Genomic DNA, 21,374 nt, shown 5'->3' on the forward strand with positions numbered 1-21,374 from the left:
TGATCCCTATACAGGATTATCATATGCAAAAAGAGCGGGAAAGCTACCATTTCACTTTACTATGATCGTACCATGATCGGCTGATCAGGCTGTTCTTATCTGTTTGCAGACAATATTGTAAACGTACATCCTCTCAGCGCAATGCTCTTAGAACAGTTTCTTCGGGTAAACGCCTGCATCTACCAGCTTCTGGATTGATGCGACAACTGCCGGTTTGTCTTCCTTATAAGTAACTCCAAACCATTTATCCTTTGTCTCAAGCACACGGACAGTTCCTTTTCCACTGTGGATGCACTCGTCGATCACTGCCGGAAGAAGATACTCCGCCTTCAGATCTCCCTCTTTCACATTAGAAAGGAACTCCGGGAATCCCTTTTCCAGTTCCTTTACGAAGGATGCCGGGAGACCGAACATGTTCATGGAGACATGCTGATCTTCTGACACGATAACCGGATTCCCGTCGTGGTCTGCCGCGTGCATGCCGTCCTCGGCCTTATATACATCATATGTCTCTGTGACCTTGGAGAGGTATCCATTATTGTCCACAGTGCACACGCCGCGGGTTACAGGACCGTTTTCGCTTAAGGTGTTGGAGAGGATAAATCCTGCCATACACATATCGAAGGTGTCCTTCGTATCATCCATCTCATTTACCATGTAATCATGGACGATCCTGAAACCTTCTTTTCCGTAATAGTCATCTGCATTGATGACAAGGAACGGCTCCTTAATTAAATTTCTCGCCGCAAGGATCGCCTGACCGGTTCCCCACGGCTTCTTTCTTCCTTCCGGAACAGAAAATCCCTCCGGGAGATCGTCCATTTCCTGGTACGCATACTCTACCGGAGCGATCCTCTCGATACGGTTTCCGATGATCTCCTTGAAATCCTTTTCCAAATCTTTTCTTATAATAAAGATAATTTTATCAAATCCTGCTTCCAGGGCGTCATGGATCGAATAGTCCATAATGATCTCACCGCTCGGTCCAACCGGGGCAAGCTGCTTGATCCCGCCGCCAAAACGGCTTCCAATTCCTGCTGCCATGATGACAAGAGATGTCTTTTTCATGTAACAGTCCTCCTTTATCTGATGATTCTTCTCACACTCACTTGAAGACATCATAACACAAACCCCGTGGGTTTTCAATCAGACAAGTGCTTCCCCGCGTTTTTTAAGAAAATCGTAACTGTTATTTTACTTATATATTCTCGAATTTTTATTCATAATCTGCGAACTTCTTCTTTGTAATACCGGATTCTGTAAAACAGCTTTTTCTGTGTGGCAGGAAGCTTGAAAGCTGCGCTTTAAAGTTCGATCATGTCGATCAGTTTCTGAAGTTCGTTGATAAACATGGATGTGTGATATCCGTCAGCGGCTGCGTGGGCGATGTTGACGCAGAATGGCATTGTAAGTATCCCGTCATGCTCTGTGAACTTACCGCAGGTAATAATTGGAAACAGCATCGGGGTTCCGCTCTCTGTGTAGGCGGAATAACCAGTAAAGTTTAACCACGGCACCATGGAGATACAGTAAAAGTTCTGTGGCTGTCCCGGTTTTGCCTTTACGGCTTTTACGTCTTTGTAGGTCTCCATGTCATCTCTCATATTTTTATAGAAGGTTTTAAAGTCTTCCGTGTATCCGGTCCAGACATCGGAGAAGGTATGGTCATCCTCATGGAAGATCGTATAATTCGGATGAAGGATATCGTAGTATCCCGGATTTCCTTCCTTGTCCCGTCCCATGCGGAATTCTTTTGTCACTGCGATCTGTTTTGAGACACAGTAGACAAAGGCAGGATAAAACTTCAGTCCTTTTTCTTTTACCTGCTGGTGCAGCTTCGTGATATCTAAGGACACAGTCACACTGTAGCCGCATTTTAACAGGTTTGTATAATAATCATAATGGGAGTTTCTCTCCCAGATGGTTCGGTCGATCGGTGTAAATTTCATGCGGATGGGTCTCCTTTTTTCTTAATTTTACCATCTGACATTTACACATGCAAGTTGAAACAACTACCACCACTATTATTTCCCACATACACAAAAACACTCTCCAAACAGGCCAATTACGGTCTGTTCCAAGAGTGTCTCTTATGCATATTCCATATTTTATTTTACACGATCTTGCTTCCGTTCGCCGTCATCTTGAATTTCGCTCCGAGCATTTCACACGCACGGCGGCACATGAGCATGCGCTTTAAGAAGATCTCGAAGTACTCCAGCATGGAGCAGATGTTTTCGTCGATCTTTAAGTTCAGGGTGATCACTTTCTTTTCCTCATTTACCTTTAATTTTGCCTCTGTAACCGCATAGTTTACGCGGTCGTGGATATCAAAGGAGGCCATCTCCTTCTGGCGGACGCGATTTCTGCGTACATCCGTCTTGTCGGCGATGATAAGCGCCGCGGAGATCGGATCTACGGCTCCGCCCGTTGACTCATCATGGTTTCCGATCGCGGAGACGATGATCGCGCGGTCTGTGATCGGAAGATCCGTCTTTTCCAGGATCTGGGATGCCAGAAGGGCACCATACTCCGCATGGGCATGCCGGTTGATCGCATTTCCCATATCATGCATGAAACCGGCGATCTTCACCAGCTCGATATCGTGATCTGAGTAACCGAATTTCTTTAAGATCATTGCTGCCCGCTCCGCAACCATCGCGCAGTGCGCGTCCGAATGATCTGTAAATCCCATAGTCCCCAGATTGTCGTTTCCTTTTTTCAGGTAAGCTAAAACTTCCGCGTTTTTCTTGATTTCCTTATATGTCATATTCTTTTTCCTCTGCCGCAGTCGACCCAGCTCGTGACTGCTCTTTCTTTTTTCTCTCATTTTCACTTCTATATCATATAGCAGAAAAAAGAAACGAACAATCACGCTCCGGTAAAAGAATGTAAAATCTGTGTAAAGTGTTGCTGTACACGAGTAGGAATTTTCTAAACTGAAAATCCCGTACAATACAGTGGTAGTAGTGGATTTTGCCGATTTGGAATGCGAAGCATCGGCAAAATCAGTTACTGTTTGTGCAAGGCGCGAACAGCAACTGCAAAGTTCTTCTTGACATATGTACGAAATCGTACTATGATTCTACGTACGATTTCGTACATCAACAGCTGCAAAACTGTCGATAGGAAAAACATGAATTTTCCCTCGGGCAGACACAGTAAAAAAACTGAAAGGGTACACAATGAATATTTCACTTTCCGACCACTTTACCTATAAAAAACTCCTGCGGTTCACGTTTCCGTCTATCGTCATGATGATTTTAACGTCCATCTACGGTGTTGTGGACGGTGTTTTCGTCTCGAACTTTGTGGGTTCCGAGGCCTTCGCCTCCATCAATATCATTATGCCGTTTCTCATGATCCTCGGTGCCATCGGCTTTATGACCGGCAGCGGCGGCAGTGCCCTGGTGGCTCTGACCTTCGGAACCGGGAATGAAAAAAAGGCAAAGGAGATCTTTTCCCTCCTCGTCTACGTTCTGATCGCGGTGGGCTTCCTCTTTACGGTAGGCGGCGAGATCCTTTTAGCCCCGATGGCAAAACTCTTAGGCGCTGATGAGATACTCCTCCCCTACTGCGTCCGTTACGGCCGGATCATCCTGCTGGCTCTGATCCCCTTTATGCTGCAGAATGTATTCCAGAGCTTTTTAGTTGTTGCGGAACGCCCGCAGCTCGGACTCCTGATCACCATCGCGTCAGGACTTACAAATATGATCCTCGATGCTTATTTTATCGCTGTTCTGCGTCTCGGCGTTGTGGGAGCTGCCGCCGCAACAGCGATCAGTCAGTCCATCGGCGGACTGATCCCCCTGCTCTACTTTATCTTTCCAAACAGGAGCCGGCTCCGCCTCGGAAGGACCCATATGGACTTTAGTGCCCTGTTGAAGTCCTGTACAAACGGCGCTTCCGAGTTTATGACGAACATCTCCATGTCCATCGTAAACATGCTCTACAACTGGCAGCTCATGCGCCTTTCCGGTTCCGACGGTGTTGCCGTATACGGCGTCATCATGTATGTGAGCTTTATCTTCGCGGCGCTCTTTATCGGCTACTCTATGGGAAGTGCCCCGATCGTGGGCTATCACTGCGGTGCGGGAAATAAGAGTGAGTTAAAGAATCTGCTCGGAAAAAGCTTCCGGCTGATCCTGACCTTCCAGATCATCCTGACGATCGCGGCAGAAGCAGGTGCCCCCTTTCTTGCGGGAATTTTCGTCCGCTATAACACGCACCTCTTAGACATGACGGTCCATGCATTCCGCTCATACTCGATCTCTTTCCTGTTCATGGGCTTCAGCATCTACGCATCGTCCTTCTTTACGGCACTCAACGACGGGGGCGTCTCCGCTGCGATCTCCTTCTGCCGTACCATGATCTTTGAAACAGGGGCTGTGATCATCCTGCCGTTTTTCCTCGGTGTCTCCGGGATCTGGTATTCCATCATCGCGGCGGAATTTATGGCGGTATGCCTGTCGCTCTTCTTCCTGATCCGGAAGGCAAAGAAGTACGGATACACATAGACTGACAGTCCGGGCCGGCGGATGCAAAGCCCTGCACTGCCCCCATACACTTATATTTTCAGGAGATCTGCCATGTACTCTGCATTTAAAGAATTTTACAACCTGCTCAGCCAAGTCGACAGTGTCTACCATGACGCTGCATTAAAGCTCGGTCTCACGGACAGCGAGCTTGATATTCTCTACTCCCTCAACGAACACAGCTCCGGCTGCAATCAAAGTATTTTTTACAAAGAGACCGGCACCACAAAATCCACGATCAACTCTGCAGTACGCAGGATGGAACAGGCCGGTTATCTGTACCTGAAACCCGGAACAGGGCGGAACACCTGCGTTTTTCTCACGGAAAAAGGAGAGGAACTCATGAAAAATACCGCCCATCGCCTGATCGCCATTGAAAATGCGATTTTCGAGAGCTGGTCTGCCGAGGAGCAGCAGATCTTCATAAAACTGAACCGGGATTTCGCGGTCAAATTCACGGAGGAGACGAAAACCATATAGGCTGTGATAAAACATAATGTACCTTTTGTGTCATAGGAGCTTCCGAGGAAGCCTTATTACGCAAAAATCAGCGCCTCTGAAAAATATTCTCAGGAGCGCTGATCTTTTATGTCTATATCATCTTACTCAAAACTGTCTGTAACTGTTCAGTACCTCACAGTTACACGCAAAAATCCATTCCAAATCGGCTGTGCCGATAGGATTTTTTCCTTCTAGTCTAAGTTTTCTTACGGTCAGCGCAGTAAATGCGCAGACCTACTGATCAATTAAAACTGTCTCATAAGATTTACCATCTCGATTGCGGAAAGTGCACAGTCATATCCTTTATTTCCGCCTTTGCTTCCGGCACGGGCGATAGCCTGCTCGATGTTCTCTGTTGTCAGGACGCCGAAGAGTACCGGCATCTTCTCTGCCAGTCCCACCTGAGCGATTCCCTTGGAAACTTCACTGCACACATAATCATAGTGTGTGGTATCACCGCGGATCACAGCGCCGACACAGATGATCGCGTCATACTTGCCGGACTTTGCCATGGCAGATGCCGCAACCGGGATCTCGAATGCGCCCGGAACCCAGGCCGCCGTGATATTTTCTTCCTCCACACCGTGGCGGACAAGTCCGTCAACCGCTCCGCCTAAGAGCTTATTTACGATGATCTCGTTAAAACGGGAAGCTACGATCCCCACTTTCATGCCTTCCGGTGCTACAACTTTTCCTTCTAATACCTTGATCTCTTTCATGATGATTCTCCTTTTCTTTCTTATGTTTTCTGCAATGAACTTTCCATTCTATCACACTTTAATTTTTGTAAAGATATGTCCCATCTTGTCCTGCTTCGTCTTCAGATAGAAGCTGTCGTACTGCTGCGGATCGATCTCGATCGGCACGCGCTCATGGATCTCAAGTCCGAAGCCGGAAAGTCCGTAGATCTTCTCCGGATTGTTCGTGAGAAGTCTTAAGGACTTCACGCCGAGATCCCTTAAGATCTGTGCCCCGATCCAGTATTCCCTGAGATCCGGAGCAAAACCAAGCTTGATATTGGCCTCCACCGTGTCAAAGCCCTGCTCCTGAAGCACATACGTCTTTAGTTTGTTGATCAGACCGATGCCGCGGCCTTCCTGGCGCATGTAGAGGATGATGCCACGGCCTTCCGCCTCCACCTGGCGCATCGCGGTCTGGAGCTGTTTTCCGCAGTCACAGCGCATGGAACCGAACACATCTCCGGTCAGGCACTCGGAATGCACGCGGCAGAGCACATCCTCGCCGTCCCCGATATCACCTTTTACAAGAGCAACATGGTGCTCGCCGGTAATATCGTTCACATAGCCGTAGATCTTAAAGTGTCCATACTGGGTCGGCATGTCCGCGCAGGCCTCCTGCACCACATGTTTTTCATGGACACGGCAGTAATCCTGCAGCTCCTTGATCGTGATGAATTTCAGTCCGTACTCCTTCGCCAGCTTCCACAGGTTTGTGGTCCGCATCATGGTTCCGTCTTCCTCCATGATCTCACAGCACACGCCGCACTCGGAAAGTCCCGCCAGACGCATGAGGTCCACAGTTGCCTCGGTGTGGCCGTTTCTCACAAGGACACCGCCGCGCCTTGCCACGAGAGGAAATACATGGCCCGGTCTTCTGAGATCCTGAGGCTTTGTCGCCGGATCCACACACTTCATCATCGTGTAGGAGCGCTCCGCCGCGGAGATTCCTGTTGTCGTGTCCACATGGTCGATGGAGACCGTAAATGCCGTGCAGTGGTTATCCGTGTTCTCGGATACCATCTGCGGAAGTCCCAGCCGCTCCGCCACTGCCGCGCTCATCGGCGTACAGATCAGTCCCTTTGCATGACTTGCCATAAAATTGATATTTGCCTGCGTCGCGAACTCTGCCGCGCAGATCATATCTCCCTCATTCTCCCGGTCCGGATCGTCTGTTACGAGAATGATCTTTCCCGCCCGCAGATCTTCGATCGCTTCTTCGATTGTGTTGTACTGTTCGTTCATAGCTTCCTGCCTTTCTAACGTCCTTGTCCTTGAATCGTCTTCTCTAAAATCCATATTTCTGAAGAAACTCCATGCTGAGCCCCGAGTTTCCCTTCGCATTTCCTGCGGCATTTCCTGCGGCATTTTCACCGTCAGGCATTTTTCCCCGGTCCGCACCGGAATTTCTTCCGATATCCACAAATTTCTGAATATATTTCCCCACAATGTCGTTTTCCAGATTGACCGGATCTCCTGCTTTTTTCTTCAAAAGTGTTGTCTCCTCGCCGGTATGCGGGATCACTGACACTGAAAAGTTCCTATTTGTCACCGCCGCCACCGTGAGGCTAATCCCGTCGATGCAGATCGACCCTTTTTCCACGATCAGATCCAGGATCTTATCCGCACATGTGATCGTGACCCAGACTGCATTCTCTTCCCGTCTCATCGATTCGATCTGACCAGTTCCGTCAATATGACCGGAAACGATATGACCGCCGAACCGGCCGTCTGCCGCCATGGCCCGCTCCAGGTTTACATAGCTTCCGTCCCGCAGTGCTCCGAGGCTGCTTCTCCTCACAGTCTCCGCCATCACGTCGGCGGAAAACTCGTTATTTTTCATATTTGTGACCGTAAGGCAGACACCATTGACCGCGATGCTGTCACCGATCTTTGTTCCTTCCAGAACTTTTTTTGCTTTTACCGTCAGTGTACCGGAATTTCCGCGCAGGGAAAGTGCCTTCACCTGTCCGAGTTCTTCTACGATCCCTGTAAACATGCTCTCATTTCCTTTCCCATTTTCAATCTACTGAATATCTGAGCATCAGATCATCCCCGATCGTCTCCACCTGTCTCAGCGTCAGCATCACGGCTTCCGCCGGATGCGCCACACCGATCCCGGAAACCGGAGTCTTCGCGCCGGCACCGCCGAAGATCTTCGGTGCGATAAACGCGCAGATCTCGTTTACGATCCCGGCTGACAGCGCCGCGTCATTTAAGGTACCGCCGCCCTCTAAAAGCACGCTGTCGATGCCCTGTTTTCCAAGATATTCCATGAGCTTCCCAAGATCCACACGCCCGTCTGCGTCCGGGACCGACACGGTCTCCACGCCGGCCGCGTGAAGCTGTTCCGCTTTCTCTTCCGTTTCTTTACAGCCTTCCCCGGAATACTCCCCCGCATACGCTACGATGGTCCGGTACTCCTTTGCCGTTTTCACGATCTGTGAATCCATCGGGATCCTGAGTCCGCTGTCGCAGATGATCCGCACCGGACTCTTCAGCCCGGGGATCCGGACGTTTAACATCGGATCGTCTGCCAGGACTGTGCCGATCCCCGCCATGATCCCCATATACTGGTGGCGCAGCTCCTGCACCTTTTTCCTTGCGCTCTCTCCTGTGATCCACTTGGAGTCGCCGGTCCGCGCAGCGATCTTTCCGTCCGCCGTCATGGCGTATTTCATGACCACATAGGGCGTTTTCTTTGTGATATAATGAAAGAATACCGGATTTAACGCATCGCATTCCTCACGCATAAAGTCCTCTTCCACCCGGACTCCCGCTGCTCTTAAGATCGCCACTCCTTTTCCTGCTACCAGGGGATTCGGATCTCTTGAACCGATCACAACTCTTGCGATCTTCTGCTCGAGGATCGCCTCCGTGCAGGGCGGTGTCTTTCCGTAATGGCAGCACGGCTCTAACGTCACATAGAGTGTCGCGCCCTCCGCACTTTCCGTGAGCGACGCAATGGCGTTTCGCTCCGCGTGAAGTTTTCCGCACCGCTCATGATAACCTTCCCCTATGATCCTTCCGTCTTTCACGATCACAGCTCCCACGAGGGGATTCGGGCTCGTCCAGCCAAGTCCCCCCTTTGCAAGCTCAATGGCCCGCAGCATATAATCCCGGTCCGTCATCTTTTTCACTCCTCTTTCCGCAAACCTGCCTTACAGGCGCAATCAGAAAGTTCCATAGGAATTTTCTGTTAAAAAAACCTGTAAAGTAGATGCCTACAGGGTTTTCCATATTCGGTCCGTTGTTTCATTCGGAAATATAACTTTTCTGCAATTCACAGCTTTCCCGGATCAATCTCCCGTTACACAAAAAAGCCCTGAAACAGTTTCCTATTCCAGAGCTACTGATCCGATCTTCCGTGATCCGGAATTCCTCGATCCCGTCCTCTTTTTCGAGTACCGGATCACTTCCGCATATCACAAACAAACCTGAAATTCTTCTTTCATCCAGACTATACTGTCGGCCCCGGAATCTCACCGGATCATGCCTCTCGGCTCGCGGGCTTTACCGCCGGTAGGGATTTGCACCCTGCCCTGAAGACTCATTATTGAATTGTCCTATCGCTGACCGTCATTTTCATCAGCGGTTGTTTACAATATACTCCCGTTCTCCGTATTTGTAAAGTATTTTCGATAGGAATTTTCACAGAGGATCCCTTTACTCAAAATTCTTGCATGGTACCTGATTTCCTGTTATACTTGATATATTAAGCACTGTCTATTTTCGCAACATAAGGAGGAAATTCGATGTTCAACTTTAATTTCTATACCCCGACCCGCGTCGTATTCGGAAAAGAAACCGAATACCGGATCGGAAAGCTTGTAAAAAATGTCAACTGTAAAAAAGTCCTGCTCCACTACGGAAGCGGCAGCGTGATCCGCTCCGGTCTTCTCGGACGGATCAAAGAGTCCCTGGACGCGTCCGGAGTCACCTATGTGGAGCTTGGCGGTGTTGTCCCAAACCCACGTCTTTCCTTAGTCCGCGAGGGGATCGAGCTCTGCCGAAAGGAGGGCGTTGATTTTCTTCTCGCTGTCGGCGGCGGCAGTGTCATCGACTCCGCGAAAGCCATCGGTTACGGTCTCGCGAACGACGGTGATGTCTGGGATTTCTATGAGCACACCCGTCAGGCATCCGCATGCCTTCCGATCGGCGTTGTTCTGACCATCGCGGCTTCCGGAAGTGAGATGAGCAACAGCTCTGTTATCACAAACGATGAAACACTGGAAAAACGCGGCTACAACAATGATATCTCCCGCCCTGTATTTGCTGTCATGAACCCGGAGATCACAATGACTCTCCCGCCGTACCAGACAGCCTGCGGCTGCACCGATATTCTGATGCATACCATGGAGCGCTATTTCACAAACGGCGGAAATATGGAGATCACCGATGCCATTGCGGAAGGTCTTATGCGCACCGTGATCACGAACGCGAAGATCCTTGTGGACGATCCAGACAACTATGACGCGAGAGCCGAGGTGATGTGGTCCGGAAGTCTCTCCCACAATGGCCTCACCGGCTGTGGAAACGATGGCGGAGACTTTGCCTCCCACCTCTTAGAGCATGAGATCGGCGGAATGTTCGACGTTGCCCACGGTGCGGGACTGGCGGCGATCTGGGGCAGCTGGGCGAGATATGTGATCGATAACTGCACTCCGCGTTTTGCGAAATTTGCAGTGAATGTCATGGGTGTTGAGCCTGGAAAAGATGACATGGAGACGGGTTTAAAGGGCATCGAGGCCATGGAAAACTTCTACCGCGCCATCAATATGCCGACAAACTTAAAGGAACTCGGCATCGATCCGACAGAAGAACAGCTTGAGACTATGGCAAAAAACGCGAGAATCGCTGCAGGCGGCCCGAAGGGATCCGCGAAGAAGTTGGAAGCGGAAGATATGCTTAAGATCTATCAGATGGCTGCAGGAAAATAGCAGAAATCTATCAAAATTATATGAAGAAAACCGGGATGCCGCCTATCTGCGCAGCATCCCGGTTTTCATATAATACCATGAATCCTTGTTTTTTTTTAAAAAACGTGCCTTGGCACATTCTCGCGCCTCGCGCGGTCGCTTGCGACAATCTACATCTTCGCGTGAGTGCACATCTTTGGAATTCCTCGGAATTTCCTGTTACATAAAATAAGACTGCCGTCCAGCATAAGCCTACTGATACGGCAGTCAATTTTTTCATCTACACGTAATCTCTGACCAGAAAGACCGGCTTGATCGCCATGATCTCATCGAATTCCTCCTGGGTGACGGATACATCCGCGTTGGTCTTTTTCAGATCATTTTTTACAACGTCAAACGCGTCCTCCACAGACTCGGCACGCCCCTCACGGACAGCACGCTGCATCCGCTCTACAGTCACCGGATGAAGGTAACAGGCCGGAACCGGAAGTCCGAGATGGAGGCTGTCCACATACCCCGTAACGGCTTTTTCCGCCGCTGCAAGACGTTTTTCGATGGCTTTCCGATTATTCGTACTCGTCGGCATGACATTCGCTCCGGAGAACAGAAAGATCGCCGCCATTCCAAAGAGGACAAAGTATACGGCAAACGCATCATGGTTCATAAAGGAGAATACGCCGTATGCAAGCGCCGCCGCCCCCATGACTACCATGAATAAGGCAAGCCATTTGTAAAACGGCTTTGTCTTCTCATACGTTCTCTTTTTCTTTGCCGCATTGGTGAGCTCTGTGAACAGGGACAACCGCTTCGTGAGGGCTGCTTTTGCCTGCTCCAGGACATTTACCGTCTCCTTCGCCTGCTCAGAAAGCGGAATGAGACATTTCTCCGCCTGCTTTTTCTCAGCTTCCGCAAGGCGCTTTTCCGCCGCTTCACTCACGGTCTTTATCTGCGGGAACCGTTCCTTCACGGATGCCACGAAAGCGTCCACCTGATCCTCATATTTAAAGTTGCACTGTTTTTCCTTACCGTCCTCATAGACAACCACCAGGTACGGCATGGTGGCAAACAGGCCTTTTCCGGTAAATCCGCCTTTGCTCATCGCCACGCGCTTAAAGACACGGGAGACGGAAGATACCGGGATGTAGAAGCGCCGCTCCAGATAAAAGCTGTTGAGGTACAGAGCCTCTTTTCCGATTCCGCAGGGACCGATCTTCTTACAGTGCTTTTTGTCCTCTGAAAGAATACTCTCCGGAATCTCTTTTTCTCCAAGTTTTGCCGGTTTTAAGAACATAACTCTCGCCTCCCAAATACTGAATAACCAGTATAAGCTGCCCTCAGCCTTTCACCGGGGCAGCTTATACTTTCTGCATCATCTGCAGTCAGACACTCCCAGCTTTGCAGCCTGTCTTTCGTGTCATTATAATCTTACATTATGCTGTCTGTTTCTTCGTTGCGCGGATGAAGATTCCAAGGAATACGACCGCAAGTACGATACCTACCGGGTACGCAACTGCAGTACCGAGGTTTAAGCACTCTTTTGCACAGAAGAAATATGTCATGGAAACAGCGCTCATGAAGGTTGCCGGAACTGCTGTGAGCCAGTAGTTCTTCTTTGCCTTGTAGAGGTACATGCTTGCTGTCCAGAGAACGATCATAGCCAATGTCTGGTTTGTCCAGCTGAAGTATCTCCATACGATGCTGTAATCCATATGTCCAACGATAGCGCCGATTCCAAGTAACGGTACGCAGAGAAGCAGACGGTTCTTCCAGTTCTTCTGGTCAACCTTGAACCAGTCAGCAAGTGTTAAACGTGCGCTTCTGAATGCTGTATCACCGGAAGTGATCGGGCAGGCGATAACACCTAACATAGCAAGAGCAATGCCGACACCGCCCATGGTCTTCTGGCAGACATCATAGATGGCTGCGGACTGACCGTTCTTCATGATCTCTGCGAGACCTGTGTTTAAACCACCTGTCACTTCGTAGAGAGAGCATCCTGCTGCTGCCCAGATCAGGGCGATAATACCTTCGCATACCATTGCGCCGTAGAATACGAAATGCCCCTGTTTCTCAGATTTCATACAACGCGCCATAAGAGGTGACTGTGTTGCGTGGAAACCGGAGATCGCGCCGCAGGCAACGGTGATGAACATGAAGCTCCATACCGGTGTTCCGCTCGGATGCATGTTTCTGAAATTGCTCCAGATCTCCGGGATCACATATTCCGGTTTTGTGAAGATACCAAAAGCAACACCGAGTGCCATGATAATCAGGCAGATACCAAAGATCGGATAGATCTTACCGATGATCTTGTCGATAGATATAAAGGTTGCGATAAAGTAGTAAGCCAGAATGATCCAGAGCCACATCTCTTTGTTTACGACAAGGCCCTGTGCTCCGCCGTTGCTGAACAGGGTTACGATCAGACCGGCCGGACCAACTGCGAAAACAGTACCGACCATGACAAGAAGTACAACACTGAATACACGCATCACGTTCTGCATCAGGCCGCCGAGGTAGATTCCGCATACCTCTGAGATCGAAGCACCATCATTTCTCTCGGACATCATGCCGGAGAAGAAGTCATGAACACCGCCGGCAAAGATCGTACCGAAGGTGATCCACAGAAATACGATCGGTCCCCACAATGCACCCTGCATGGCTCCGAAGATCGGGCCCAGACCAGCGATATTAAGAAGCTGGATCAGAAAGAGTTTCCATTGGGGCATGACTACGTAGTCGACACCATCGTTGATTCTGACTGCCGGTGTCTCTCTGTCATCCGGACTGAAAATGTTATTTACGAGGTTGCCGTAGACAAAGTAACCTCCGATTAAAAGTGCCAGACAGACGAGAAAACTAATCATACAAATCCCTCCTTGAATATACATTATGCTTAGTTCTTTTTCTTTAAGCAAATATATTATAGTATATTTTGCACAATATTTAAAGATGGCCTGCATGAACAGCATGGTTATCTGCACAAACGGCACTCCTTTCGCCATGAACGGAGTGCCGCAGCTTCTCTTTCTGTCAGCTGATCTTCAGCAGCTGTTTTAATGTTTTCAGTTTTTCTCTTCCCACCGGGAGTTCCCGGCTCTCATACCCCTTCATATGTACGGAAAGTCCGTTTCCGCTGCCTGCAAAAAGTTCCGAAATAAATGACAGATTTATGAGATAACTCTTATGGATCCGGAAGAATCCGAAGTCCGCCAGCTTTTTCTCAAGTTCTCCCAAAAGCTGGTTGACCTCATAGGATCTCGATGTGGTGTGGACCACACATCCGTGTCCGTCGGTCTCCGCATACACGATCTGGGCGATCTCCAGAAACAGGATTCCGCGGCTGGCCGTCACAGGGATCTTGCCGAATACCGCTGCTTCGCGCCTCTCTTCCATACCTGTGTTTTCCTGCTCTGCTCCCTGTTTTTCTGCTGCTGCCGGTTCCGTTTTTCTCTCCTGCTCCTCCATTTGCCACGCAGGATCAAGTTTTCCTTCCCCAATGCATTTTTTCACAACATGGTGCACCCGCTCCGGATCGAACGGTTTTAAAATATAATCATCGATCTCCATCTCGTATGCTTTCGCGGCATACTGGGAATAGGCGGTAGCAAAGACGATCTTCGCCCCGGGAAACAGTCTTTTTGCCGTGGCCGCCAGCGTCGTCCCCTCCATGTCCCCGAGGTCCATATCCACAAAGATCAGATCAAACGAATCCGCCTCATTAAACATCTTTAAGGCGTCCGATCCGCTCTCTGCTTCCGTGATCTCACAGTCCGGACGCACTTCCTTCACCCTGCGGATCAGCATTTTTCTTGCCGGTCTCTCATCATCGATCACTGCGATCTTCAAAACATCTCCCCCTGTCTCTCATAGTTTCCCCAATGTATAAAATAGTCCGGTCGTAACTGTTCAGTAGGTCTGCGCACTTGCTGCGCTGACCGTAAGAAAACATAGGCTGGAAGGCAAAAACCCCATCAGCGAAGCTGATCTGGAATGGATTTTTGCACGTAACTATGAAGGTACTGAATAGTTACGTCCGGTCACAGTATTTTCCTGTCAGCTCTCTGCCTGATACGGAATACAGAACGAAACATCCGCCCCGTCATCCGTATTCCGGATCTCCAGCCCATAACGCTTTCCGTATGTACTCTTCAAACGTTCATTCACATTTTTTAATCCCACACTGCCGGTCTTGTTTCCGGTCAGGATCCTCTCTGCCTCTTCCGGTTCAAAACCTTTTCCATGGTCCCTGACCCCGATCCGCACCAGATCCTCTCCGGTTCCGCTCTGCATCCGTTTTGCCGAGATCTCCACTCTGCGCACCCCGTCCGCGCTGTTTCCATACCGGACAGCGTTCTCCACGATGGGCTGCAGGATAAAGGACGGAACCTGACAGGAGAGACCGTCTTCCACGTTGATCTCCACCCGAAGCTTTTCCTCAAATCTCGCCTCCTCGATCTCCAGATACGTCCGGACATGATTGATCTCCGTATCGATATCCAGCATGTACTGGTCATTCTCCAGAGTCTGGCGGTAGTAGGACGCTAACGTTAAGATCAGGTCACTGGCCTTTCCCGCGTCCTCATCACAGATGCAGGAAATCGTATTCAGCGCGTTGTAGAGAAAATGTGGGTTTACCTGGGACTGCAGCGCCTTAAACTCCGCTTTTTTCCGCAATTTCTTCTGATATTCCACATTGTAGACTCCTAACTGTGTGGAAAACATCTTCGCAAGTTCCTCCAGAAAATCCCCGATGCTTCGTTCCACACGGCGTCTCTTTTTCACGACAATGGACAGACTTCCGATCTTCTCATCTCCGGCCATGACCGGAACTGTCACCGTCACGAGGGCGTGAAACAGCGGCCGTATCTCCTCTTCGAGATCTTCCTCCCAGATACATTCTGCTTTCATTCCTTTTGCCGGTCCTGTCAGATGTTCCAGAAACTTTTCCCGGCGGAAACGGCTGTCATCGATCAGGGAGCTCACCGCCAGAACTTCCTCTTCATCCGTGATGATCACCGCCTGACATGGAATCTCACCAAAAATGATATCAGTCACAGCCTCCATATTTTCCCGCTTTCCGAAACCTTTTCTCAGATAGACGAGACTCTTGTCCGCGATTCCCATGGAAAGGCGCATCCGCTCCGCAAACAGGCTGTCCTCGCGCATATACACCATATCAAAGGTCTTGAAAAAGAGCACCATTCCCACAGAATTCATGACGATCATCGGAACCGCGATCTTTCCCACAAGCTCCATCGCCGCACCGAGAGGCTTCGAGATCATCAGAATGATCACCATCTGCAGGATCTCCGCCTCTGCAGTCAGGAAAAACAGATCGACGCTGTCCATCTCTCCTGCCTTGTACTTTTTATAGACCAGACTTCCCAGCACGCCTTCCACCAGCGTTGAAACCGCGCAGGAGGCTGCTGTAAAGCCGCCGATATCAAACAGGAACCGGTGGGCTCCGGCGATGAGTGCCGTCATCATTCCGACAAACGGTCCTCCCATGATCCCCGCGGTCAGGACGCCGATGACGCGGGTATTGACGATGGCCCCGCCGGTCTTTGTCCCTGTGTAGGTCGACACGATGCTGATGGCGCCGAAGATCACTGCCAACGCCATCTTCTGGATGATCGTGCTATTCTCTCCCCGGAACAGCTTCCGCACCGATGCCATATTGGTGAGCAGCGTTGCCAGAAGCACCAGCAGTCCGATATTTAAAAGCATGTTGAAAAACATGGTTCCTGTCATAAAGCTCCCCCTGTCCCCGCAGACTGGATGTTCTTGTCTGCCTCTTTCACATGTTTTTATCATATCATATTTTTCTGTTTATTTGTTCAGAAAATGTGAAGCGCGGTCGCTTGCGACAATCTACATCTTCGCGTGAGTGCACATCTTTGGAATTCCCCGGGATTTCCTGTTACATAAAAAAACTCCGGAAGACCTGGGCTTCTTCCCTCAGGTCTTCCGGAGCTTTGCACACCGACCGTAAACCAGGCCGGTATTTTCCTTATGAATTGTAAATATCCTCGTTTAACATTCCCTCGGATTTCGCAACGTAGATCGCGGTTGCGGAGTCACCGACAACGTTAAGCGCCGTTACTAACATCTCGATCGGGCGGTTGATCGCAAGGATCAGGCTGTATGCTAAGAGTGCACCGTCGTTGATGTAGCCAAGACCGGAAAGGATCGTGAACAGGATGATCGCGCCTGCGCCCGGAGCTGCCGGTGTACCGGCGGATGCGATCAGGGCTAAGAGAGCGATCACGATGAGCTGGGACAGGGTTACATCGTATCCTGCGCAGCCTGCGATGAACAGAGTCGCAACGACCTGCATGATCGCGGTACCATTCATGTTGATGGTCATACCGAGCGGAAGTACGAAGGAAGCGATCTTCTCATCAACACCGAGCTCCTCTGTAGTTGTCTTCACGTTAAGCGGAAGAGCAGCCGCACTGGAGGAAGTGGAAAATCCGAATACTGCTACACGGAAGATCTTCTTTGCAAACTTCACCGGATTCTGCTTTGTTGTAACTGCTACAAAGATCGGGTATCCTACGAAGAGGAATAAGAGAAGCAGGATAACAGTTACGACAACGTATGCCAGAGCCGGTTTTAAGTGGTTGATTCCGTATGTCGCGAATGTTCTTGCAAGGAGAACGAAGATCGCGAACGGACCGAACTTTGTAACAACGTAGTTTAAGAATACAACAACGATATCGTTTACTTCTGTGATGAGCTTCTTTAATGTTGCGCTCTTCTCGTCGCCGACTGCCTTCATGCAGAGACCGAGGGAAACCGCTAAGAACACGATCGCGAGAACGGAAGTGTTTGTACTGAATACCGCTGTGATATTGGACGGAACAATGTTAAGGATCACATTTAACGGGTTGGAACCGGTAGATCCGGCAGAACCTTCAAGACCCTCCACCTGAATATTGAACACACCGGCATTGTAGATCATGATTCCGACTACGCACGCCATAAGTAATGCGAAGAAAGAGCAGATCAGGAAACCGGCGATCGTTTTTACGGAAATTCTGCCGAGAGTTCTTGTATCGGAAATCTGTCCGATCGCAAGTGTGATGGATGTGAATACCATCGGTACGATGACAAGCTGTAAAGAACGGATAAATAACTGACCGATAATATAGAAGATACCTAGTGCCTTTTCAGCGCCTGCCGCTGTGATGTCCTGAAACAGGATGCTGTTGATCGTTGCCCATACGGCTTCCTTGCCTGTGCTGTTGAGGTTTTCTCTTAAGAACATTAACAGAAGACCTGCTACCAGACCGCAGACGAGGGAAATACTCATTCTGACAGCGAGTGAACTTTTCTTTTTCTCCATGTAATCCTCCTTTTTTTAACCGCGCAACACACCCGGAAACATAAGCTTTGGGGCGGCTCTCCAAAACATTCCTGATATGCAGACACAGGCTTAGACTCATTGCCCGCATAAAAATCTCCGGGACACTGACAGGTTTTTCTCGATCCCTGTCAAACTATCCCGGAGATTATATCGTAGTCTGAGCAATTCCGCAAGTAGGAATTTCAAATTTCTTTATGTTTTTTTTACAGAAATTTTATTTACTGGAATCGGCTGCCGGAACAGGCTCCAAAGTCTGTGTCTGATCCAGTGCCGCATTTAACTCCCGGAACGCCGCCGCGAGATCCTGCTCGTTGCCGTCTGTGTCATAGATCCTGCCGTACTGCTCGTGGGAATACATTTTAATATTGTCCAGTGTCACGCTTCGGTCTGTCGTGATCGAGAGATTGTAGTTTTCCTGCCACGGGATGGAACACTCATAATTTCCCGCTTCCGTCACCTGGACCGACTTTTTAGCGTCACCGATCTGGAAGGTGACCTTCGCTGCACCGTTCTTCGGTGCCGCCCAGAATTTTACATAGATCTTGTCCCTTTTTCCAAGACGCCCATGGACATTCTGGCTGAGCACACTGTCTTTTGACAGGGTGACTGCCTTCGACCCGTCATGTTCCGTTTTCTCAACATTTCCGGTAGTATCCCACCCCGTGAGTCCCAGAGCGAACTGGCCATTGTATACACAATCATTTACATAATTCCGGTATACCCAGAGACCGTAGCCGCAGGTAGTATCCTTTAAGATCGGAGCGGTATTCTTCACAAAGTCCGCCACCTGGGACTCCTCGATCTGGGTATTGTAGGAGAATGCCTCTGTGGAATCCGCATAGAGGAACTGCTCCATAAAATACTTCTTTCCGCTCTTTTCCACCAGACCGTTCATGCTGTTCTGCATGGATGCCAGCGCTGTTTCCGCGGAAATATGGTCTCCTACGTTCTGCTGTCCGAGGGACACGCTGTACATAAGAGCGGAGTACTCTGCATCGGCACACGGATACGTGGCGGAGTGGGAATAGTAGGTATGGCTTCCGTCCAGCTGGTAGATCGGGTCGCCGTCGGACCGGATTTCCATGGATAGTCCCGGGAACACTTCCTGACTCTCGGAGAGGAGCTTATTTAAAAAGCTGTCATAGAACTCAAAAAACAGCTTCGCCTCCGGGCGCTTTCTCTCCGGGATCCAGATCTCGGAATAATCCTGGAATGTCTTTCCGTAGACCGCGCCGACCTCCGCAAGGGAGTAGTGGGCCTTCAGGTAATCCTGATATCCGCATCTGGATGCCAGACGGATACTGAGGGCTCTAGTGAGATCCCGGTCCATGTTTGACGTATAGTCCCAGAAGTCCTCCCAGGTAATAAATCCACCCTGAAAGTTCCCGTAGTCGGATACCCGGTCATAGATCGTCTTACAGTAATCTATCCACATCTTCCTGTCATTGCTTCCGTCCTGCACCACACCGGCATATCGCTCCGGAAGGGACGCTTCACCGCTGTAATCCCAGCAGTAACCGATCCGCAGCGTCACCATAAGTCCGTGATCATCCGCGCACTTCATGACCTGATCGAGCTTGGCGAAAGCAGCCTCATTGTACATATTTCCCATATCCCCAGGCTGAAACTCTCTCCACGGGATCACGAGAATGATGCTGTTGAAGCCGTCCGCCTTGATGCGGGCAAAATTTGCCCCCATGTTATCATCTTCAGTTCCCCAGTAGTTGATCGGCCAGGCATCGCCGAAGTAGGTCACGGATTTTAAGTATTCCGGAAATGCCGCCTGCGCTTCCATCCGAAGTTCAGGGATCCCCGCCATCAGGGCTGCGGCGGCCAAAAGCGCTGCCGCTGGTCTTGCCAGTTTTCTTATGTTCATACAATCACCTTTTATAACTGTTCTTCACAGCTTCCTTTTTTGTTTCTGGTATGCATCGGCACACACCGATTCCCGTTTACTATACCACAATATAAAAATTTCTGCAAAATTTATCCTAAAAAAATTCCGCAAAATTTATCCTTGACTAATTTAAGACTTACGGTGATACTTTTATTAGAAAGATCGTAACGGTTCAGCAGGCTGCGCGCTGACCGCACTGGTCGCGCCGGCCGTACTCGCCGCAGTAAAACGCAGACTTTACGGTAATGGAGCGTTGCGAATCATTTATTAAAGGAGGACTTTGTAAGCATGGAAAAATCAACGGTTTATTTTACCGATTTCCGGTGTTCGGTTGGAACCAGCCAGTTGGACAAGCTGAAAAAGCTCTGCGTTGCTGCAGGGATCAAAAACATTGACATGGACGGAAAATTCGTCGCGATCAAAATGCATTTCGGTGAGCTTGGAAACCTCGCCTTCCTTCGTCCGAACTACGCGAAAGCCGTTGCGGATCTCTGTAAGGAACAGGGCGGCATGCCGTTTCTGACCGACTGCAACACCCTGTATCCGGGCAGCAGAAAAAATGCCCTGGATCACTTAGACTGTGCAAACCTCAACGGCTTCAACCCGATCTCCACCGGCTGCCAGATCATCATCGGTGACGGTCTTCGCGGAACTGACGAGGTGGAGGTTCCGGTCGTAAACGGAGAATACTGCAAGACGGCCTTCATCGGCCACGCGGTTATGGACGCCGACGTCTTTATCAGCCTGACCCATTTCAAAGGTCATGAATCCACCGGTTTCGGTGGTGCCATCAAAAACATCGGTATGGGCTGCGGAAGCCGTGCCGGAAAAATGCAGCAGCATGCAAGCGGAAAGCCGTCCGTCCGTGAGAAGCTCTGCCGCGGCTGCAGACGCTGTGCGAAGGAGTGCGGAAGCGATGCTATTACATATGTAAATAAGAAAGCCGTCATCGATTATGACAAGTGCAAAGGTTGCGGCCGCTGTATCGGTGCCTGCAGCTTTGATGCTATCTACAACCCGAACTACAATGCCAACGAGCTTTTAGACCGCAAGATGGCAGAGTACGCGCAGGCTGTCTGTTATGACCGCCCGTGCTTCCATATTTCCCTTGTGCAGGATATCAGCCCGAACTGTGACTGCCACGGTGAAAATGATGCCCCGATCCTTCCGGATATCGGAATGTTCGCGAGCTTCGATCCGGTCGCTCTGGACCAGGCCTGCGCGGATACCTGTCTGAAGGCAGCTCCAATCGCCAATAGCCAGCTTGGAGAACATCTCTCCCAGCCGGGATGGCACTGCCACCATGATCACTTCAAGGATTCCAACCCAAATATCGAATGGCAGGCGACTCTCGATCAGGCGGAAAAGATCGGTCTCGGCACAAGACAGTATGAGCTGAAACGGATCTGATCA

Annotated in this window: 17 protein-coding genes and 1 riboswitch; of the genes, 4 read left to right on the top strand and 13 right to left on the bottom strand. The window is 49.9% G+C overall.

The annotated features are described in order from the left end of the window. Positions 1-147: 147 nt before the first annotated feature. The 3 genes from DXA87_RS06790 to DXA87_RS06800 form a co-directional block, all read right to left on the bottom strand. Entirely contained in the window at positions 148-1,068 is a 921-nt protein-coding gene (locus DXA87_RS06790; protein WP_117503631.1) for a sugar phosphate nucleotidyltransferase, read from the bottom strand. Positions 1,069-1,304: 236 nt separating this feature from the next. Next, positions 1,305-1,949 carry a chloramphenicol acetyltransferase gene (locus tag DXA87_RS06795; RefSeq protein WP_117503632.1) on the bottom strand — a complete coding sequence of 215 codons (645 nt, stop codon included), beginning with the start codon at positions 1,947-1,949 and terminating at the stop codon, positions 1,305-1,307. Between the two features lie 164 nt (positions 1,950-2,113). After that, positions 2,114-2,770 (bottom strand): HD domain-containing protein, encoded by a 657-nt coding sequence (locus DXA87_RS06800; RefSeq protein WP_117503633.1) that lies wholly within the window; start codon positions 2,768-2,770, stop codon positions 2,114-2,116. Between the two features lie 415 nt (positions 2,771-3,185). Between DXA87_RS06800 and DXA87_RS06805 the strand changes: the two genes are divergently transcribed. Beyond that, the gene (locus DXA87_RS06805) at positions 3,186-4,517 is read left to right on the top strand and encodes an MATE family efflux transporter (protein WP_117503634.1); all 1,332 of its coding nucleotides are present in this window, start codon (positions 3,186-3,188) and stop codon (positions 4,515-4,517) included. 72 nt (positions 4,518-4,589) lie between these two features. Then, complete coding sequence (locus tag DXA87_RS06810; RefSeq protein WP_158553038.1) at positions 4,590-5,015, top strand: MarR family transcriptional regulator; 426 nt, start codon at positions 4,590-4,592, stop codon at positions 5,013-5,015. Positions 5,016-5,281: 266 nt separating this feature from the next. Here DXA87_RS06810 and ribE (DXA87_RS06815) read toward each other — a convergent pair whose 3' ends face one another. From ribE (DXA87_RS06815) to ribD, 4 genes are read right to left on the bottom strand one after another with little or no spacing between them, the layout of a single operon-like run. Continuing rightward, complete coding sequence (gene ribE / locus DXA87_RS06815; protein ID WP_015553223.1) at positions 5,282-5,755, bottom strand: 6,7-dimethyl-8-ribityllumazine synthase; 474 nt, start codon at positions 5,753-5,755, stop codon at positions 5,282-5,284. 51 nt (positions 5,756-5,806) lie between these two features. Next, positions 5,807-7,018 (bottom strand): bifunctional 3,4-dihydroxy-2-butanone-4-phosphate synthase/GTP cyclohydrolase II, encoded by a 1,212-nt coding sequence (locus DXA87_RS06820; protein WP_021904510.1) that lies wholly within the window; start codon positions 7,016-7,018, stop codon positions 5,807-5,809. Positions 7,019-7,061: 43 nt separating this feature from the next. Beyond that, positions 7,062-7,772, bottom strand: coding sequence for a riboflavin synthase (gene ribE / locus DXA87_RS06825; RefSeq protein ID WP_117503636.1), 711 nt, complete (start codon positions 7,770-7,772; stop codon positions 7,062-7,064). Positions 7,773-7,794: 22 nt separating this feature from the next. Then, positions 7,795-8,904: a bifunctional diaminohydroxyphosphoribosylaminopyrimidine deaminase/5-amino-6-(5-phosphoribosylamino)uracil reductase RibD gene (gene ribD / locus DXA87_RS06830; RefSeq protein ID WP_117503637.1), complete on the bottom strand. Its 1,110-nt coding sequence runs from the start codon at positions 8,902-8,904 to the stop codon at positions 7,795-7,797. Positions 8,905-9,212: 308 nt separating this feature from the next. After that, positions 9,213-9,327, bottom strand: a riboswitch (FMN riboswitch). Between the two features lie 201 nt (positions 9,328-9,528). Between ribD and DXA87_RS06840 the strand changes: the two genes are divergently transcribed. Beyond that, positions 9,529-10,713 (top strand): iron-containing alcohol dehydrogenase, encoded by a 1,185-nt coding sequence (locus DXA87_RS06840; protein ID WP_117503639.1) that lies wholly within the window; start codon positions 9,529-9,531, stop codon positions 10,711-10,713. Positions 10,714-10,972: 259 nt separating this feature from the next. Here the strand turns inward: DXA87_RS06840 and DXA87_RS06850 are convergent, their stop codons facing one another. The 6 genes from DXA87_RS06850 to DXA87_RS06875 form a co-directional block, all read right to left on the bottom strand. Then, complete coding sequence (locus tag DXA87_RS06850; protein WP_117503641.1) at positions 10,973-11,983, bottom strand: ATPase P; 1,011 nt, start codon at positions 11,981-11,983, stop codon at positions 10,973-10,975. Between the two features lie 139 nt (positions 11,984-12,122). Then, a complete protein-coding gene (locus tag DXA87_RS06855) occupies positions 12,123-13,559 on the bottom strand; it encodes a carbon starvation CstA family protein (protein WP_015553217.1) in 1,437 nt (478 codons plus the stop codon). Between the two features lie 166 nt (positions 13,560-13,725). Beyond that, entirely contained in the window at positions 13,726-14,541 is an 816-nt protein-coding gene (locus DXA87_RS06860) for a LytTR family DNA-binding domain-containing protein (RefSeq protein ID WP_117503642.1), read from the bottom strand. Between the two features lie 207 nt (positions 14,542-14,748). Next, positions 14,749-16,446: a LytS/YhcK type 5TM receptor domain-containing protein gene (locus tag DXA87_RS06865; protein ID WP_117503643.1), complete on the bottom strand. Its 1,698-nt coding sequence runs from the start codon at positions 16,444-16,446 to the stop codon at positions 14,749-14,751. 259 nt (positions 16,447-16,705) lie between these two features. Then, positions 16,706-18,043 (bottom strand): dicarboxylate/amino acid:cation symporter, encoded by a 1,338-nt coding sequence (locus DXA87_RS06870; protein WP_117469123.1) that lies wholly within the window; start codon positions 18,041-18,043, stop codon positions 16,706-16,708. A gap of 235 nt (positions 18,044-18,278) precedes the next feature. Then, positions 18,279-19,940, bottom strand: a complete 1,662-nt coding sequence (locus DXA87_RS06875) for a hypothetical protein (RefSeq protein WP_117503644.1) — start codon at positions 19,938-19,940, stop codon at positions 18,279-18,281. Positions 19,941-20,249: 309 nt separating this feature from the next. Between DXA87_RS06875 and DXA87_RS06880 the strand changes: the two genes are divergently transcribed. Further along, on the top strand, positions 20,250-21,371 hold the full coding sequence (locus DXA87_RS06880) for a DUF362 domain-containing protein (protein ID WP_117503645.1): 1,122 nt from the start codon (positions 20,250-20,252) through the stop codon (positions 21,369-21,371). Positions 21,372-21,374 lie beyond the last annotated feature (3 nt).

This window comes from Desulfotomaculum sp. OF05-3 (assembly GCF_003435535.1).
Taxonomy (GTDB): Bacteria; Bacillota; Clostridia; order Lachnospirales; family Lachnospiraceae; genus Pilosibacter; species Pilosibacter fragilis.

Excerpts from the sequence above, each read along its gene's own strand:
- DXA87_RS06790 (WP_117503631.1), bottom strand. The coding sequence starts at position 1,068 with ATGAAAAAGACATCTCTTGTCATCATGGCAGCAGGAATTGGAAGCCGT.
- DXA87_RS06795 (WP_117503632.1), bottom strand. The coding sequence starts at position 1,949 with ATGAAATTTACACCGATCGACCGAACCATCTGGGAGAGAAACTCCCAT.
- DXA87_RS06800 (WP_117503633.1), bottom strand. The coding sequence starts at position 2,770 with ATGACATATAAGGAAATCAAGAAAAACGCGGAAGTTTTAGCTTACCTG.
- DXA87_RS06805 (WP_117503634.1), top strand. The coding sequence starts at position 3,186 with ATGAATATTTCACTTTCCGACCACTTTACCTATAAAAAACTCCTGCGG.
- DXA87_RS06810 (WP_158553038.1), top strand. The coding sequence starts at position 4,590 with ATGTACTCTGCATTTAAAGAATTTTACAACCTGCTCAGCCAAGTCGAC.
- ribE (WP_015553223.1), bottom strand. The coding sequence starts at position 5,755 with ATGAAAGAGATCAAGGTATTAGAAGGAAAAGTTGTAGCACCGGAAGGC.
- DXA87_RS06820 (WP_021904510.1), bottom strand. The coding sequence starts at position 7,018 with ATGAACGAACAGTACAACACAATCGAAGAAGCGATCGAAGATCTGCGG.
- ribE (WP_117503636.1), bottom strand. The coding sequence starts at position 7,772 with ATGTTTACAGGGATCGTAGAAGAACTCGGACAGGTGAAGGCACTTTCC.
- ribD (WP_117503637.1), bottom strand. The coding sequence starts at position 8,904 with ATGACGGACCGGGATTATATGCTGCGGGCCATTGAGCTTGCAAAGGGG.
- DXA87_RS06840 (WP_117503639.1), top strand. The coding sequence starts at position 9,529 with ATGTTCAACTTTAATTTCTATACCCCGACCCGCGTCGTATTCGGAAAA.
- DXA87_RS06850 (WP_117503641.1), bottom strand. The coding sequence starts at position 11,983 with ATGTTCTTAAAACCGGCAAAACTTGGAGAAAAAGAGATTCCGGAGAGT.
- DXA87_RS06855 (WP_015553217.1), bottom strand. The coding sequence starts at position 13,559 with ATGATTAGTTTTCTCGTCTGTCTGGCACTTTTAATCGGAGGTTACTTT.
- DXA87_RS06865 (WP_117503643.1), bottom strand. The coding sequence starts at position 16,446 with ATGACAGGAACCATGTTTTTCAACATGCTTTTAAATATCGGACTGCTG.
- DXA87_RS06870 (WP_117469123.1), bottom strand. The coding sequence starts at position 18,043 with ATGGAGAAAAAGAAAAGTTCACTCGCTGTCAGAATGAGTATTTCCCTC.
- DXA87_RS06875 (WP_117503644.1), bottom strand. The coding sequence starts at position 19,940 with ATGAACATAAGAAAACTGGCAAGACCAGCGGCAGCGCTTTTGGCCGCC.
- DXA87_RS06880 (WP_117503645.1), top strand. The coding sequence starts at position 20,250 with ATGGAAAAATCAACGGTTTATTTTACCGATTTCCGGTGTTCGGTTGGA.